Here is a 15,459-nt window from a genome sequence, read left to right on the forward strand (position 1 = left end):
CCACTTGGTATTCTGGTCATCCGCCGACAGGAGGTACGAGCCGATGCAGGGGCCAGCGTGACCGCCGAGCAGCCGGTGCTGCCCGCCGCCTACCCGGAGCCGCTCTGGACGCAGGCGGCGACGCTGCTGCGCACCCGCATCGCCGACGGCGAGCTGCGTCCCGGCGCGCGGCTGCCGCCGGAGCGGGACCTGTGCCAGCAGCTGTCGATCTCCCGGGTCACCTTGCGCAAGGCCCTGTCCGCGCTGGTCGAGGAAGGCGTGCTGCGCTCGGCCCACGGCCGGGGCTGGTACGTCACCGCGCCCTCGGCGCCGCGCGGCGACTGGCCCAACACGCTGGAGTCGTTCTCCGAGACGGCCCGGCGGATGGGCCTCGCGCCGACGTCCGAGGTGCTGCGCGGGGCCGCCGCGCCGGCCACCTTCGACGAGGCCGAGATGTTCCAGATCGCCCCGGGCACGCCGTTGTTCCACCTCGAACGGGTGCGCCGGCTGGACGGCGTGCCGATCGCCGTCGACGAGTCCCTGCTGCCGGCCGACGTCGCCGACGGCTTCGAACTCGTCGACTTCACCACCGCCTCGCTCTACGAGATCGTCACCGACCGCGGTTTCCAACTGGCGCAGGCCGACACCACGATCGAGGCCCGGCCGGCCACCGCCGCCGTCGCCGAGCACCTGGGCGTCCCGGAGGCCACGCCCATTCTCCAGATGCGCCAAGTGGTTCGCGACCGGGCCGGCCGCCCGCTGCTGTCGTCCACCATCCGGTACGCGGGCGACCGCTACCGGCTGCGCACGTCCTTCACCAGAAACGCTGGGGAGCAAACATGATCGACGGCTACATCGCCTACACGCGGGCCCGCGCCACCCAGGCGGCGGACCTCGCGGCGGCGGTCGACCGTCTGGCCGGCTCGGTGACCGAGCTGGCCGTTGGGGGTCGTCTTTCCGGTCCTGGGCCGGTTTTTGTCGGTATCGGCGCGAGTCTGGCCGCGGCCTGCGCGCCGGTGTGGACGCTGCGCGAGCGCGGCATCCACTCGTGGCGGCTGGGAGCGGGCGACCACCCGCTGCCGTTCCCGCCGAGCAGCCATCCGGTGTTCGGCGTGTCGCAGAGCGGCCGCAGCGCGGAGACGCTGGCCGTGCTGGAGACCATTCCGGTCTCGAAGCGGTATGCCGTGGTCAACGTGGTGCCCTCGCCGATCGCCGACCTCGCGTCGGGCCTGGTCGACCTGGGCAACATCGCCGACAGCTACGCCTCCACCATCGGCTTCACCGCCACCGTCGCCGCGCTCGGCCTGATCGCCGACGCCTGGCACGGCGGCCGCATCGACGAGGGCTGGTCGCGGATCGGCGAGGTGGTCGCCGCCGTCGACCGGGAGCTCGGGCCACGGATCCGTTCCCTGGCCCCGCTTTTCGCCGCCGCCACCTCCGCCGACTTCGTCGGCGCCGGGCCGTTCGTCGGCTCCGCCGAGGCCGGGGCCCTGCTGTTCCGTGAGGTGGCGCGGATTCCGTCCACCGGCATGAGCACTCGGCAATACCTGCACGGGGCCATGGAGTCAGCGGGGGGCGGCGTGCACGTCCTGTTCGGCGGGGACCGTGAGTTCGGCATCGCCGAAACCCTCGCCGGCGCCGGCCATCCCGCCATCCTGGTCACGGCCGAGGACTTCGACGCCGGTCCCCTCGTCCACCTCGTTCGCCTGCCCGAGCTGCCGCCGTCCCAGGCGGCCATCGCGCAGATCGTCGCCGTGCAGATCCTGGTCGAGGCCGTGGCCGCGGTGCGCGGGGTGGCGATCGAGGAGTTCGTCTTCCACAACAACGACATCAAGGTGCCGGGGCTATGAGAGTCGTGGTCGGGGTCGACGTCGGGGGCACCAAGGTCGCGGTTCGGGTGGCGACGCTGGACGGCGAGGTGGTCAGCGACCACCAGTGGCCGGCCGACGGGTGGTCGGCGTCGCCGGCGCCGGCGGCGGCGCGGTGGCTGCGGTCGCTGATCTCGCTGGCGGTGTCGGCGAAGGACGAGATCGTGGCCGCCGGCATTGGGGCGCAAGGATGCGATACCCAGGAGCACTGCCATGAGCTGGCCGAGGCGGTGGCGGCCCTGGGGGTGCACGCCACCGTGGTCAACGACGCCGCGCTGTTGGTGCCGGCGGCGGGATTGGCCGACGGCATCGGCGTGATCGCCGGCACGGGGTCGATCGCGGTCGGGGCGGACGCGGACGGCACGGTGTTGTTCGCGGGCGGCTGGGGCTGGGTGCTCGGGGACGAGGCGAGCGCGCCGGCGATTGCCCGTGAGGCGACGAAGGCCGCGCTCGCGGCGTACGACGACCGGCGGCCGGATGACGGCCTGCTGCGGGCGCTGCTGCGCCACTACGCGGTGCCCGACGCGCCGAGCTTGGCCCGTGCGGTCAACGACTTTCCCACGCCCGAGAACTGGGGGCCGGCGGCGGTGGCCGTGTTCGAGGCGGCCGACTCCGGTTCGGGTTTGGCCCAGCGTGTGGTCGACGAGGCCGCCCGCGGCCTGAAACTCCTGGTGTGCCAACTGAAAACCCGCGGCGCGGTCGGCGACACGGTGGTCGCCGCCGGCAGCGTCATCGTCCAGCAGCCTCGTCTGGCCGAGGGACTGCGGGCCAAGCTGGCCGACTTCTACCCCTCGCTCACCTTGCGGCTGCTGGAGGTGCCGCCGGTGGCCGGCGGCGTCGTGCTGGCGCTGCGGCGGCTGTCACCCCAGCGCTGATCGCCCACCGCCGGTCAACGCGCCACCGCTCACCACAGCACCGACCAGCCCTGCGTCAATCACCACAGCATCAGTCACCACAGCGCCAATCACTGCGGTATCGGCCACTGCGACATCGGTCAGCACGGCGTCGATCAGACCAGCGTTGATCAGACCAGCGTTGATCAGCGCAGCATCGAGGCGGCCAGCAGGAACCAGGCCGAGTGGGGGATCCACTGCTCCGCCCAGCGCCAGGCATTGCCGGCCGCGACCGGGCCGGCCGGCATGAAGTCGATGTCGTGCTCGTCGGAGAAGCCGGCGGTGATGCCGTTGAGGATGCCGCCGGGCACGTTCTTGAAAATGGCGTGGTACTCGGGCGTGTTGCGGCCACGGCCCTGCAACATCGAGCTGTCGAACGGATTGAGGCCGAGCACCCAGTGCACCTGGTCGTCGGCCAGCACGTGCAGGCGTTGCCTCAGTCGGTCGTCGCACTCGGGCTGGGCGGCGGTGACCAGGGCGGCGTAGGCGGCCGAGCAGATGCCGGCGTTCTCGCCCTGCCACCAGTAGCCGGTTTCGTTGCCGTGCGGGAAGAAGAAGCTGGTGCGCGGTTCCTCCCCCTTCGGCTGCACGTACTGGCGGGCGAGGCCGAACGGGTTGTCCACTTCCTCGTTGAGGCGCACGGCATCGCGGGCCAGCGTGAGGGCGGTGGCGCGAGCCTGCGCGGCGACCGGCGAACCGGGGCAGACCTCGGCGAACCGGAGCAGCGCCACGACCGGCAGGCCCGGTTCGGCGGCGTGGAAGAACGGCCGGCCCTCGACGTCGCCGACGAGATAGCCGAAGCCGGGGCCGTCGGTGTAGCGGCCGATCAGCGACCGGGCCCGGGATTCCGCATGCACGACAACGCTTTCGCCGGCGCCGACGAGCTCGGTGGCGGCCAGCAGCGCGCAGTAGTCGTCGATGACGCTCTCGGTGCCGTCGAAGCTGTACTCGGTGTTGTGCTCCTCCAGGTGGTCGAAGCCGCGGCGGGCCGCGCGCAGGTACTCGGCCTGCGTGAAGTCGCCGCTGACCTCGGCCATGGAGGCCCGGGCCAGCGCGGCGATCGCGAGGCCGCCGCCGTGCCGGTAGGCCGCCTGCCAGCGCTGGGTGCGCACGCTGTCCTGGAGCGGCGCGTTGATCACGCGCTCGTCGAGGTTCTTGGTCAGCGCGTCGAAGATGCCGGTGTAGAAGTAGCCCTCGGGCGACTGGAAGCGGACCAGGAAGTCCGCGCCGTGCAGGCCCTCGTCCCGCAGCTTGGCCCCGAGCGCGCCGGCCAGCGTCTCGTCGTTGGCCCGCAGGTTGTCCCGGGCGGCGAAGAAAGCCCAGGCGCACAACGGGATCTGCTGCGGGCTCATCATCCGGGTGTAGGTGAGGTGGCTGAGGAACTTGCTGAAGTCGCCGGAGGCGTCCAGCCAGCCGCCGCGGGCGTCGACCGTGCGGCCCGAGTCGTCGCCGTAGAACCGGGCCGCCCGGTCCTTGCGGTCGATCTCGCCGGTGGAGCGCACCGCGCGGAAGTAGTTGACACAGTCGGACATCGCCGTGGCCGGGATGGCCTTGTCGGCGATGGTGAACGGCTCGCCGCGCTGCACGCCTTCCGCCGTCTCGATCTCCACCTGGTACCTGCCCGGCTCGCGGACACTGCTGAAGTCGAGACGGCGGAAGGCGCCGACCGACCAGCGGTCCACCGTCACCGCGGGACCCGGCGTCAGCTCCAGCCGCGTGCCGTCCGCGCCCACCACCGCTGCCGTGCGAATCTCGGTGGGTTCGGTGTGCAGCAGCACGGCCTTCTTGCTGCCGGCGGAGTCGTAGCCGAGGTGACTGGTCAGGATCGTGGTCGGCACCACACCGACGGTAGCCCACGGTTCCCTCTGGTTCAACTGGTATGGCTCTGGACTGGCCTTTGTATTGTCGACGGTGGGTAGTGCCAGTAGGGTCGCTCACTGTGAAGCTGCGCGCCGTTCCGTCCACGCTGGTGCTGGTCGACGGGACCGATCTGCACCACGACCTGATCGGCGCCGCCCTGGCGCTACAGGAGATCGTCACCGAGGCCGGGCTCCCGGCCGCGCGGGGTGTCGGCGTGCACCGCTTCGCCGATCCCATGCCCGCCACCGCCGAGGCCGACGTCTACGTGCTCTACCTGTCCGGCCCCCGGTTCGACCCCGCCGAGCAGAGAGCGCTCTCCGATCTCGTCGCGGCCGGCAAGGGCCTGGTCGCCATCCACGCCAGCAACCTGTTCGGCTTCGGCCCCGGCGGCGTCGAGGCCGACCGCCCCGGTATCGACCTGGTCGGCTCGCGCTACCTCTCCCACGGCAACGCCGGCTCCGAGGGCCGCTTCGACGTCCACGTCACCGCCGACCACCCCGTCACCCGACACCTCGGCGACTTCGCCATCGACGACGAGTACTACCTCATCGACTGCGCCCCCGACATCGACGTGCTCGCCTCCCGCGACACCCCCGACGGCCCCCAGCCCATCGCCTACGCCCGCCCCCACGGCCAGGGCCGCGTCTGCTACACCGCCCTCGGCCACGACCCGCGCGCCTGGGGCAACCCGTGGTTCCGCCAACTGATCCGACAGGCCGTCCTGTGGACCGCCGGCGTGCCCGACGAGGACATCCTGTCCTGGTCCACCCGCTGGCCCCTCGGCAACGGCCGCTTCATCGGCCAGTAGCTCAGTCCTCGGTGGCCAGGTGGGCGTAGGCGGCCCGCAGGTCGCGCTTGAGGATCTTGCCGCTGGGGTTCTTGGGCAGGGCGTCGGCGAGCACGACGAACTTGGGGCGTTTGTAGCCGGCGAGGCGGGCCTTGACGTGGGTGTGCACGTCCTCGGCGGTGAGGGCGGAGCCGGCACGGGGCACGACGACGGCGGTGACGGCCTCGATCCAGTGCGGGTGGCTGATGCCGAAGACGGCGACCTCCGCTACGCCGTCGAGTTCGTAGACGGCCTCCTCGACCTCGCGGCTGGCGACGTTCTCGCCGCCGGTCTTGATCATGTCCTTCTTACGGTCCACAACGGACAGATAGCCGTCGGAGGTCATGACGCCGAGGTCGCCGGAGTGGAACCAGCCGCCGGCGAAGGCCTCGGCGGTCTTCTCCTCGTCGCGGTGGTAGCCGAGCGCGGCATGGGGGCTGCGGTGGACGATCTCGCCGACCTGGCCGGGCGGGACCGGCTCGCCGAAGCCGTCGACCAGGGTCGTTTCCACGTTGAGGCAGGCGCGGCCGGCGCTGCCGAGGCGGGTGAGCTGCTCGTCCGGTCCGAGGATGGTGGCCACGGGAGCCATTTCCGTCTGCCCGTAGAAGTTCCACAGTCGCACGTCCGGCAGCCGGCGCTGGAGCTCGCGCAGCACCTCGATCGGCATCGGGGACGCGCCGTAGTAGCCCTTGCGCAGGCTGGACAGGTCGGTCCGGTCGAAATCCGGGTGGCGCAGCAGCGAGATCCACACCGTCGGTGGGCAGAACAGCTTGGTGACCTGCTCGCGCTGGATCGTGGCCAGGATGGCCGCCGGGTCCGGGCCGGGCAGGATGATCGAGGTGGCTCCGAGGTAGACGTCCACCGAGAAGAAGCAGTCCAGCTGCGCGCAGTGGTACATCGGCAGCGAGTGCAGCTCCACGTCGTCCGCGGTCATGCCGCCGTCGACGATGCACGAGACGTACTGCGCGATCAGCGAACGGCTCGACAGCAGCACGCCCTTGGGCCGGGACTCGGTGCCGGACGTGTACATCAGGCGCAGCGGGTCGTCGTCGGCCACCACCGTGTCGATCGGACTGTCGTCGCCCTCGCGCCACCAGGCGTCGACGTCCTCCCAGCCTTCCTGCGCCGGCCCGATCGCGCCCCGAATCCCGCCCTCGATGCCGGCCTTGGCCAACGCCTGGTCGGCCGTCGCTCGGAGAGCGCTCTCCGAGACCATTCCGGTCGCGCCGGAGTGGGTGAGGATGTAGGCGATCTCGTCCGCGCCCAGCATGAAGTTCACCGGCACCAGCACGACTCCGAGCCGGGCGGTGGCGAACACCAGGACCGCGAACTGCCAGCAGTTGTGCGACAACAGGGCCAGCCGATCGCCCTTGCCCAGGCCACGCCCGGAGAGCGCTCTCCCGCAGCGGTTCACCGCCGCGTCGAACTCGGCGTAGGTGATCCGCAGGTCGCCCGCGATCACGGCGAGCTTGTCCGGGTGGCGACGGGCCGTGCGGTGCAACAGATCCCCGACACCGTGCTGGCGGGCCCGGGCGATCGCGGCGGCGGTGGCGTCCGTGAACATGCCCAGGAGCCTAGGGCGAAAACGGGACTCTAGGCCGACACCGGACCGGTGGAGTCGCGGACGATCAGCTCCGTCGCCAGCTCCACGTGCAGGGCCTCCAGCTGGTGGCGTTCCAGCAGGCGCACCAGCAGCGTGACGGCCATGCGTCCCATCTCCTCCAGCGGCTGGCGAACCGTAGTCAGCAGCGGGCTGGTGGCGCGGGACAGGTCGATGTCGTCGAAGCCGGCGATGGAGATGTCCTCGGGCACACGCAGGCCCAGCCGGGCCACGGCGGCCATCGCGCCGACCGCCATCTTGTCGTTGAAGCCGAGCAGGGCGGTGGGCCGATCGGGCAGGGCCAGCAGTTCGTTCGCCAGCCGGAATCCGTTGTCGGCGGTCGGTTCGGCGCTGCGGACGAGTTCGGGCGAAGCCAGCACGCCGACCTCCGACAGCGCGGCCGCGTGGCCGGCGCGGCGGCCGTCGGCGGCGAGCCAGTTGCGGGGGCCGCCGATGACCCCGATGCGGCGGTGGCCCAGTTCGACGAGGTGTTGGGTGAGGCGGCGGGCCCCGGTGAAGTGGGCCGCCGAGACGGCGGCGATGTCGCGGGGCAGCGCGGTGCGGGGATCCACCACCACGAAGGGGAATCCGGCGCTGCGCAGGGTCACGAGCTGCTCGCTCGGCTCCGGCGGCAGCAGCATGATCGCGCCGGCCACACCGCTCATCAGGGGCAGGCCGGGCAGCACCGACTTGCCCTGCACCGCCTCCCCCGCGTTCAACATGAGCCGGCGGCCGTGCAGGTCGAGGGTTTCCGCGATGGAGGAGACGATCAGTCCGAAGTAGTCGGCCAGCACGTACGGGCAGTGCACGTACACCGCGCCCTCGGCGATCCGGCTGCGCCGGGCCCTGGGCACCGGGGCCAGCCCGCCCAGCCGCTCGATCGCCGCCAGCACCAGGTCCCGGGTGCCCGGCGCCACGTCGTCACTGTCGTTGAGCACCCGCGACACCGTCGCGATCGACACGCCCGCGTCGGCCGCGATGTCCCGCACCGTGGCCCGCCCCCCGGCCTGCCTAGGCATTTGTTACAGCCCATTGTTTCATTCGGCCAGTGTAACTGGGAGAGCGCTCTCCCGCGCCCGTCTCCGCCGCCCTGGCCACCGACGTTTCGAGCGGGACTGGATTCGCGGGCCGTTGACAGTGCCGAGGAGGGGCTGCTTTGCTGTCGCCGCCGGCGATTGTTCCAGATTTGTTCCATTTTGTTTCAACAATCCTAGGAGGGCCGATGGCGTCCCGGAGCAGGATGGCGGCCGTGGTGGCCGCGATGCTGGTGGTGGGCACGGCAGGCGCAGGGAGTGCCGACGGCGCGGCGAGCATCGAGGGCGCCTGGGGAACGGGCGTGTCGGTGTGGGCGACCACGGCGGATCAGAGCAAGCTGCTGACGCCGTTGCCGGGAACGGTTTTCGGGCGCGGCACCACGAGCGCGCCGACGATCAGCATCGACGACAGCAAGAGATACCAGTCCATAACGGGGTTCGGGGCGTCGTTCACGGACTCGTCGGCGTGGCTGGTGGCGAACTCGCCGCAGCGGGACGCGGTGATGGCCAAGCTGTTCGACCCGCGCAAGGGGATCGGGCTGAGCTTCCTGCGGCAGCCGATCGGGGCGTCGGACTTCTCGCGGTCGCTGTTCAGCTATGACAGCGGGGCGGCGGATCCGGAGCTGACGCGGTTCTCGGTGGCGCACGACCGGGACTACATCCTGCCGATCCTGCGAGAGGCGTTGCGGCTCAACCCGAAGACCACGGTGATGGCGACGCCGTGGAGCGCGCCGGACTGGATGAAGACCACCGGCTCGATGATCGGCGGCTCGGTGAAGACCGACGACCAGACCTTTCGGGCCTACGCCGACTACCTGGTGAAGTTCGTGCAGGCGTACGGAAAGGCCGGTGTGCCGGTGTCGCTGCTGTCGCCGCAGAACGAGCCGGAGTACTCCCCCGCCGACTACCCGGGCGCGACGATGACGGCCGCGGACCAGGCGCGGTTCATCGGCGACTACCTCGGCCCGGCGCTGCGGGCGGCGGGGCTGCGCACGAGAATCCTCGCGTACGACCACAACTGGGACGACACGACCTATCCGTCGGCGGTGCTGGGCGACGCGAAGGCCGCGAAGTACACCGCCGGCGTGGCCTGGCACTGCTACGGCGGCAATCCCGACGCCCAGTCCACCGTGCACGACGCGTTCCCGAACAAGGACGCCTACTTCACGGAATGCTCGGGCTCGCAGTCGGCCGACCACGCGAACACGTTCGCCGACTCGCTGGACTGGCAGACCGAGCACCTGATCATCGGCGGCACCCGGAACTGGGCCAAGTCGGTGGTGACGTGGAACGTCGCGCTCGACCCGAACGGCGGCCCGACCATGCACTGCACCACCTGCACCGGCGCGGTGACCGTGGACAACACCACGGGTTCGGTCTCCTACAACGCCGAGTACTACGTGCTGGGCCAGGCCAGCAAGTTCGTCAAGCCGGGGGCGGTGCGGATCGACTCGAACACGTTCGGGCCGGGCAACATCGAGGACGTGGCCTTCCGCAACCCGGATGGATCCACCGCGCTGATCGTGCTCAACGCCGACGCCGCGAACGCCCGTGGCTTCACCGTTTCCGTGCACGGCCGGTCGTTCGGCTACACGCTGCCGGCCAAGGCCGTCGCCACCTTCACCTGGCGATGACCACCGACCGGGCCGGACGAGCAACCCGTCCGGCCCGGTCAGCGTCCGAAGCACAGAAGGACCGTGCGATCCGCGCCCCGGCGCGGCATGATCGAACGGTGGCGGTGTTCTCGGGAGGGCGTGGCGTGATGAAGAAGTGGCCGGCGATCGTGGTGGCCGTGAGCGGATTACTGGTCGCCGGCTGCTCCGGCGGATCCAACGTCGGCTCGCCGACCACCAGCACCTCGCCGCCGCCCGCCCCGGCCAAACTGGACATCACGCCGGCGGCCAACGGCCAGGCCGTCACCCCGGACACGCCGATCACCGTCAAGGCCGACGGCGGCAAGGTCACCGACGTGGAGATCTCCGGCGGCGAGCACGTCAACGGCCACCTCAGCGCCGACGGCAAGACGTGGACGAGCATCGGCACGCTGAACGTGTCGCAGAAGTACACCGTGTCGGCCACCGCCACCAACGCCGCCGGCAAGACCACCACCAGCTCCAGCAGCTTCACCACGCTCACCCCGAACAGCGTCGTGCACACGCACATCTACGAGGGCGAGAACGAGACCTACGGCGTCGGCATGCCGATCATGCTGACCTTCGACAAGCCGGTGAAGAACAAGGCCGCCGTCGAGCAGGCGCTGCAGGTCACCAGCTCCAACCCGGTGGTCGGCGCGTGGTCCTGGGCCGACGACACCCACCTGGACTTCCGGCCGCGGGAGTACTGGCCGGCCAACACCAAGGTCTCCTTCGACGGGCACCTCAACGGCGTGCAGGTCTCCCCCGGCGTCTACGGGGCCGCCGAGCTCACGCAGACGTTCAGCATCGGCGACTCCCTCATCGTCGTCGCCGGCACGCAGACGCACCGTATGCAGGTCTACAAGAACGGGGCCCTGCAGTACGACTGGGCGATCAGCACCGGCAAGCCCGGCCACGACACGCCCAACGGCACCTACCTGACCATCGACAAGGGCAACCCGGTCGAGATGAAGCCCTCGGACATCGCCCCCGGCGCTCCCGGCTACTACGACCTGAAGGTGCCGTGGTCGGTGCGGTTCACCTGGAGCGGCGACTACCTGCACGACGCCTACTGGTCGGTCGGGCAGCAGGGCTCCGAGGACGTCAGCCACGGCTGCGTCAACATGGCGCCGGAGGCGGCCCAGACCTACTACCAGGAGGAGCTGATGGGCGACCCGGTGACCATCACCGGCAGCCCGCTGGCCGGCACCGCCGGCGACGGCTGGACCGACTGGTTCGACTCCTGGCCGACCATGCTCGGCAAGAGCGGCACCCACATGGCCGTGCAGGCCGGGCCGACCGGCAGCTCCTTCGTCAACCCGACCTCGGTCGCCGCCTCCAACGCCACCGCGCCGACCGGCCTCCCCGCCGAGAACAACGCGGCCGCGTCGTAGTCAGAGGGCACTCAGGCCAGCTCGCCCGCCGCCAGCGCGAGCTCCAAGGCGTACACCCGGAGCAGGTCGTGCATCCGGAATCGTCGATTCCCGGCCCTTTCGATGAGATGTGCCCGCACCAGCGCCCGTAGTGCACGCGCCGCCTCCATCGGTTCGATGTCGGCCAGCGTCGCCACACCGGTGAGGGTGTATGCGCGGCCCGAGTGCAGGCCGAGCAGCCGGAACACGCGAGCCTCCACATCGGTGAGGCCTCTGTATGACCAGGAGAAGACTGTCCGCACTGCCGTCCATGGATCCGAACCCGCGTTCAACAGGTCGAGCCGGTGCTGCTCGTCGGCGAGTTCTCCGACCAGTTCGGCCAGCGGCGCGTCATGGTTGGACACCGCCAGGTCCGCCACGATTCGCAGCGCCAACGGCAGCCGCGCGCAGTGGTCGATCAGCTGGTCCGCCGCCGCGGGCTCCCAGTCCACCCGGGGGCCGACCAGCATCCTGAGCAGTTTCACCGCCTGTTCCCTGGCGAGCAGACCAAGGCCGATCCGCTGGGCCCCGTCGCGGGAGACCAGGCCGGTCAGGCTGTCCCGGCTGGTGATCAGCACCAGGCCGGACGGCACCCCCGGCAGCAGTGGCCGCACCTGTTCGTCCGAGTTCGCGTTGTCCAACACGACCAGCATCCGCCGTCCCGCCATCAGGCTGCGGAGGCATCTCGCCCTGGCATCCATGCCCTTCGGGAGGCCCCGGTCCGGCACCCCGAGCGAGCGCAGCAGTTCAGCCTGGGCGTGAACAGCACCGAGCGGGCTGCCCGGCTCATAGCCGCGGAGGTTCACATACAGCTGTCCGTCCGGAAACCGGTCACTGTGCCGATGAGCCCAGTGGGAAACCAATGCCGTCTTGCCGACACCCGCCGTCCCGGAAACCACGGCGACGACCGCCGGTGAACGGTAATGGACACCCTCCGCTGCCGCCAGCAATTCGTCCAGCTCACCGAGCTCATCGCCCCGGCCAACGAATGAATTGACGTCCGCGGGCAGTTCACGCGGCACCGGCACCGACGCGAAGTGGTTGTGGATGTGCAGGCCACCCATGATCGTTCCCGCCTGGACCACGGAGTCCGCCAACCCGATCATGGAGTTGACGATCATTGGGGCTTCGCCGGGAACATCGGAGTCGTCAACCATGGCGCCCTCCCAATCTCTGCACCCCAAGATTAGCGACACCGATCAACGGTCGCCGTACGCCATACAGGTAATCACACCCGGCGCGGGCGTAGACAAAATGACAATCGCATAACGCCAGCACTTCACGTAACATTCGAGTCGGAACTCTAAATAAGGAGTCGACAAGCTAAACCCGGTCAAACTTCACTGGCATTAAAATAATCAGGCCTGGCAACACCTAAAGGCCCGCTTGATTTCATCGCAGGAACATGAAGTTCAGCTGTAGCTGACTGAGGTCGCGACCGCATGCCCAGGTCAGCAGGTCGAATCGAGGCCGGGACCTGCGGAGCACCAGCCCTCCACCTCGTTCGCGGTGTACGGCGCCAAGTTCAGCAGGTACGGTGAAGTTCACTGAAGGGTCGACCACCGTGCACCCACACACTGCCCCGGATGTCACTCTCCCCGCACGCCTGAAGGCGTTGCGGGAGGAGACCTGGCCGGAGCGGGTCGTGACCCAGAGCCAACTTGCCGGCGCCTTCAGCGCTGAGCGGTCCACCAGCGTGCCGCTCATCTCCTCGTGGGAAAGCAGCACCAACCCCAAGACTCCCCCGGTGGCCCGACTGGAGGCGTACGCCCGGTTCTTCGCGACCGAGCGGTCGATGGGCAACGGCCACCCTCAGCTGCTGCGAACCGAGGAGCTCACCGGGGCCGAGCTCACTCGGTACGAGGATCTGCTGGCGGAGCTGAGCCGGCTGCGGGCATTGGCCGTCGGCCAGCCTGGCGCGACGCCTCACCCGTCGGGCGCCTCGGACAGCTTGTGGCATTTCGGCGCGAATCAGGATGTCCTCATCGTCTGCGCACCACTGCCGGACAAGTATGCGAGCCGGCTTGGATCCTTCACGGACATCAGAGATGCAGATTACATCGATCTGTACACCTACGCGGACCCAGATGCGCTCATTGAACTGTTTGGCCACCTGAGGATGATGAATCCCCAAAGCTGGGTGACGTTCACGACCTCGGACAAACTCACCGAGGACGACTACACGAAACATCTGATACTGCTCGGTGGCGTCGACTGGAACACTCTGACCCAGGACGTGCTGCGGCACGTGACACCTCCTGTGCGGCAGATAACCAGGGTGGACACCGACGACCCCGGCGGATTCGAGGTCACGGACGGCCCTGACAGGCAGTCGTTCCGGCCTGTGCTGCGGGGCAACACGCTCGTCGAGGACGTGGCGCACTTCTACCGCCTGCCCAACCCGTACAACGACGAACGCACTCTCACGATATGCAACGGCATGTTCGGGCGGGGAACCTACGGGGTGGTCCGCGCGTTGACCGATGCCAGGTTCCGGGACCGTAATGACGAATACGTGCGCGCTAATTTCGACGAGGAAGGCGTCTTCAGCCTGGTGACGAGAGTCCGGGTCATTCGTGGGCACACGCTGACCCCGGACTGGACCAAACCTGAGATGCGCCTCCACCAGCGGCCGGAGGGAGCACATTGACCACAGCGGACAGCGCCAAGGTATACCCGGGCATGGCTCGCATCGATGTTCACCACGGCGATCACAACGCCCTGATGACGGTTGTCGACGCAAGGCCTATCGGGCTCTGCTCGGTCGACGCGATCATCGTGCCCACCGCGCGGTCGGCGCCGTATCTGCGCCGAGCCATCGAACTCGCGGGCAAACTGGACTGCACGCTGGTCGCCCTGTGCAGCAAGCATTCCCATCCAGGCCAGGTCACGAAGTTGGCGAAGGAGAGCGGCGTCGAGGCGGTCGCCGTTGACATGGCGTCGGTGCCGTCGGGCCTGCTGTCAGCCTTCGAAACCAGCGCACTACTCGCCGACACGATCTGGGAACAGCGCACCGACACCAGTTTCAAGCGCAATCTCGGCCTGCTCATCGCCCGGCTGATGCGGTGGAAGCACATCGTGTTCCTGGACGACGACATCGACATCCGGGAGCCACAGGACCTGGTCGATGCTGTACGGCTGCTGCACGACTTCGACGCCGTCGGCCTGACCATCGATGGTTATCCGGACAACTCCGTGGTGTGTCACGCCCACCGCGAGACCGGCGGTCGCCAGGATTCGTTCATCGGTGGTGGTGCGCTCGCCGTGAACGGGACGTCAGTTTCCTTCTTCCCGGAGATCTACAATGAGGATTGGTTCTTCGTCCTCGAGCGCAGCCGGCTCGCACCGACGGCGAAGACCAGGGGTGTTGCCTTACAAAAGCCGTACGATCCCTTCGCCGATGCCCGCCGAGCCCGGTCAGAGGAGTTGGGCGACTGCCTCGCCGAGGGTGTCTTCTGGTTGCTGGATCACGGAAAACGCGTCCGCGATGCCGACATCGACTACTGGCGAAGGTATCTGGACATGCGACTGCGATTCATCAACGAGGTGCTCGCCCGCGCCCTCGCGCAACGGATGGACGAGAATTCCCGCGCACGGATGGTCGCGGCGCTGATGGCAGCCAGGGGGCGCTGTCAAAGGATCGACCCAGGACTGTTCGTGGAGTACCTACAGGCATGGCACAAGGACCGGACACGATGGAGCGCCTACCTGAAGGACCAGGAATACCGGTTCGGACACCGGAAGTGGCCAACCGTCGGGGAGATGCTACATCATCTCGGCCTGGAAGCGGCAGGCCGATATGCCCAGGGGGCGTCAGTCACACGGAGCCTTTGCTAGGGATTTCGTAAGCACGTAGCACTTCTCCGGCGTGTCGACGAAGGTGCCGTCCTCGTTCCAGTCACGACGAGCGCATACCACGAAATCGCATCCCCAATCGCGATACCCGAGGCGTTCGTACAAGTCAAGGGCTCGCGTGTTGGACAGTTCCACGGCCAGTGCGACTTGCCTAAAGCCCCGCGCACGGAGTTCAGACTCCGCAACCGCCATCAGCCGCGTGCCGATGCCTCTGTTGCGGGCATTCTCGAATACCTCAAGATGGGTTATCAGCGGCGTGCCGGGCCGGAATTCACGGATTTCAGGCTCCTCGGCGGGGGCCAGCCACAGGTAGACGCTGCCGGCGGGACTGCCGTCCAGCCAGGCGGCGAGCAGCACGCCGTGGCCGGCGGCGTGCAGTGCCAGTCGGTCTTCGATGTATCCGGCCTGGCAACCCGCCGTGACAAGTGCGGGTGCTTCGTCGGACCGCACGGGGTGAATCTCCAGATCGGTCATCGCGTCAGACCGTAGGCGAGTCCG

14 protein-coding genes are annotated in these 15,459 nt (G+C 69.0%); 8 read left to right on the forward strand and 6 right to left on the reverse strand.

Going from position 1 to position 15,459, the window contains the following annotated elements; genetic code table 11:
* Positions 1–57: 57 nt before the first annotated feature.
* Genes ACIG5F_RS14570 through ACIG5F_RS14580 form a run of 3 tightly spaced genes read left to right on the forward strand, consistent with a single transcriptional unit; the run spans position 58 to position 2,722 of the window.
* Positions 58–822 (forward strand): GntR family transcriptional regulator, encoded by a 765-nt coding sequence (locus ACIG5F_RS14570; protein WP_396518165.1) that lies wholly within the window; start codon positions 58–60, stop codon positions 820–822.
* Complete coding sequence (locus ACIG5F_RS14575; protein ID WP_396518166.1) at positions 819–1,829, forward strand: SIS domain-containing protein; 1,011 nt, start codon at positions 819–821, stop codon at positions 1,827–1,829. The genes ACIG5F_RS14570 and ACIG5F_RS14575 overlap by 4 nt, the downstream gene beginning before the upstream one ends.
* Positions 1,826–2,722 carry a BadF/BadG/BcrA/BcrD ATPase family protein gene (locus ACIG5F_RS14580; RefSeq protein WP_396518167.1) on the forward strand — a complete coding sequence of 299 codons (897 nt, stop codon included), beginning with the start codon at positions 1,826–1,828 and terminating at the stop codon, positions 2,720–2,722. The genes ACIG5F_RS14575 and ACIG5F_RS14580 overlap by 4 nt, the downstream gene beginning before the upstream one ends.
* On the opposite strand, the gene ACIG5F_RS14585 is transcribed toward ACIG5F_RS14580, so the two are convergent.
* Both ACIG5F_RS14585 and ACIG5F_RS14590 read right to left on the reverse strand, forming a co-directional pair.
* On the reverse strand, positions 2,708–2,938 hold the full coding sequence (locus tag ACIG5F_RS14585; protein ID WP_396518475.1) for a hypothetical protein: 231 nt from the start codon (positions 2,936–2,938) through the stop codon (positions 2,708–2,710). The two genes, ACIG5F_RS14580 and ACIG5F_RS14585, sit on opposite strands and share 15 nt — an antisense overlap.
* Positions 2,887–4,578: a glycoside hydrolase family 9 protein gene (locus ACIG5F_RS14590; protein ID WP_396518168.1), complete on the reverse strand. Its 1,692-nt coding sequence runs from the start codon at positions 4,576–4,578 to the stop codon at positions 2,887–2,889. The genes ACIG5F_RS14585 and ACIG5F_RS14590 overlap by 52 nt, the downstream gene beginning before the upstream one ends.
* Positions 4,579–4,679: 101 nt before the next feature.
* Here ACIG5F_RS14590 and ACIG5F_RS14595 point away from each other — a divergent pair, with 101 nt between their 5' ends.
* Positions 4,680–5,408 (forward strand): ThuA domain-containing protein, encoded by a 729-nt coding sequence (locus ACIG5F_RS14595; protein ID WP_396518169.1) that lies wholly within the window; start codon positions 4,680–4,682, stop codon positions 5,406–5,408.
* Between the two features lies 1 nt (position 5,409).
* On the opposite strand, the gene ACIG5F_RS14600 is transcribed toward ACIG5F_RS14595, so the two are convergent.
* Both ACIG5F_RS14600 and ACIG5F_RS14605 read right to left on the reverse strand, forming a co-directional pair.
* Positions 5,410–6,990, reverse strand: a complete 1,581-nt coding sequence (locus tag ACIG5F_RS14600; RefSeq protein ID WP_396518170.1) for an acyl-CoA synthetase — start codon at positions 6,988–6,990, stop codon at positions 5,410–5,412.
* Positions 6,991–7,019: 29 nt separating this feature from the next.
* Positions 7,020–8,045: a LacI family DNA-binding transcriptional regulator gene (locus ACIG5F_RS14605; RefSeq protein ID WP_396518171.1), complete on the reverse strand. Its 1,026-nt coding sequence runs from the start codon at positions 8,043–8,045 to the stop codon at positions 7,020–7,022.
* A 203-nt stretch (positions 8,046–8,248) separates the two neighbouring features.
* On the opposite strand from ACIG5F_RS14605, the gene ACIG5F_RS14610 reads away from it, so the two are divergent.
* Both ACIG5F_RS14610 and ACIG5F_RS14615 read left to right on the forward strand, forming a co-directional pair.
* Positions 8,249–9,694, forward strand: a complete 1,446-nt coding sequence (locus ACIG5F_RS14610) for a glycoside hydrolase family 30 beta sandwich domain-containing protein (protein WP_396518172.1) — start codon at positions 8,249–8,251, stop codon at positions 9,692–9,694.
* 98 nt (positions 9,695–9,792) lie between these two features.
* The gene (locus ACIG5F_RS14615) at positions 9,793–11,088 is read left to right on the forward strand and encodes an Ig-like domain-containing protein (RefSeq protein ID WP_396518173.1); all 1,296 of its coding nucleotides are present in this window, start codon (positions 9,793–9,795) and stop codon (positions 11,086–11,088) included.
* Positions 11,089–11,099: 11 nt separating this feature from the next.
* Here the strand turns inward: ACIG5F_RS14615 and ACIG5F_RS14620 are convergent, their stop codons facing one another.
* Positions 11,100–12,263, reverse strand: coding sequence for an NB-ARC domain-containing protein (locus tag ACIG5F_RS14620; RefSeq protein ID WP_396518174.1), 1,164 nt, complete (start codon positions 12,261–12,263; stop codon positions 11,100–11,102).
* Between the two features lie 380 nt (positions 12,264–12,643).
* Here ACIG5F_RS14620 and ACIG5F_RS14625 point away from each other — a divergent pair, with 380 nt between their 5' ends.
* Positions 12,644–13,756 carry an XRE family transcriptional regulator gene (locus ACIG5F_RS14625; RefSeq protein WP_396518176.1) on the forward strand — a complete coding sequence of 371 codons (1,113 nt, stop codon included), beginning with the start codon at positions 12,644–12,646 and terminating at the stop codon, positions 13,754–13,756.
* 32 nt (positions 13,757–13,788) lie between these two features.
* Complete coding sequence (locus tag ACIG5F_RS14630) at positions 13,789–14,943, forward strand: hypothetical protein (protein WP_396518177.1); 1,155 nt, start codon at positions 13,789–13,791, stop codon at positions 14,941–14,943.
* Here the strand turns inward: ACIG5F_RS14630 and ACIG5F_RS14635 are convergent.
* Positions 14,920–15,435 carry a GNAT family N-acetyltransferase gene (locus ACIG5F_RS14635; RefSeq protein ID WP_396518178.1) on the reverse strand — a complete coding sequence of 172 codons (516 nt, stop codon included), beginning with the start codon at positions 15,433–15,435 and terminating at the stop codon, positions 14,920–14,922. The genes ACIG5F_RS14630 and ACIG5F_RS14635 overlap by 24 nt on opposite strands.
* Between the last annotated feature and the right edge of the window lie 24 nt (positions 15,436–15,459).

This window comes from Kutzneria sp. NPDC052558 (assembly GCF_044547355.1).
Classification (GTDB): domain Bacteria; phylum Actinomycetota; class Actinomycetes; order Mycobacteriales; family Pseudonocardiaceae; genus Kutzneria.

Excerpts from the sequence above, each read along its gene's own strand:
- ACIG5F_RS14575 (WP_396518166.1), top strand. The coding sequence starts at position 819 with ATGATCGACGGCTACATCGCCTACACGCGGGCCCGCGCCACCCAGGCG.
- ACIG5F_RS14580 (WP_396518167.1), top strand. The coding sequence starts at position 1,826 with ATGAGAGTCGTGGTCGGGGTCGACGTCGGGGGCACCAAGGTCGCGGTT.
- ACIG5F_RS14600 (WP_396518170.1), bottom strand. The coding sequence starts at position 6,990 with ATGTTCACGGACGCCACCGCCGCCGCGATCGCCCGGGCCCGCCAGCAC.
- ACIG5F_RS14605 (WP_396518171.1), bottom strand. The coding sequence starts at position 8,045 with ATGCCTAGGCAGGCCGGGGGGCGGGCCACGGTGCGGGACATCGCGGCC.
- ACIG5F_RS14610 (WP_396518172.1), top strand. The coding sequence starts at position 8,249 with ATGGCGTCCCGGAGCAGGATGGCGGCCGTGGTGGCCGCGATGCTGGTG.
- ACIG5F_RS14620 (WP_396518174.1), bottom strand. The coding sequence starts at position 12,263 with ATGGTTGACGACTCCGATGTTCCCGGCGAAGCCCCAATGATCGTCAAC.
- ACIG5F_RS14630 (WP_396518177.1), top strand. The coding sequence starts at position 13,789 with ATGGCTCGCATCGATGTTCACCACGGCGATCACAACGCCCTGATGACG.
- ACIG5F_RS14635 (WP_396518178.1), bottom strand. The coding sequence starts at position 15,435 with ATGACCGATCTGGAGATTCACCCCGTGCGGTCCGACGAAGCACCCGCA.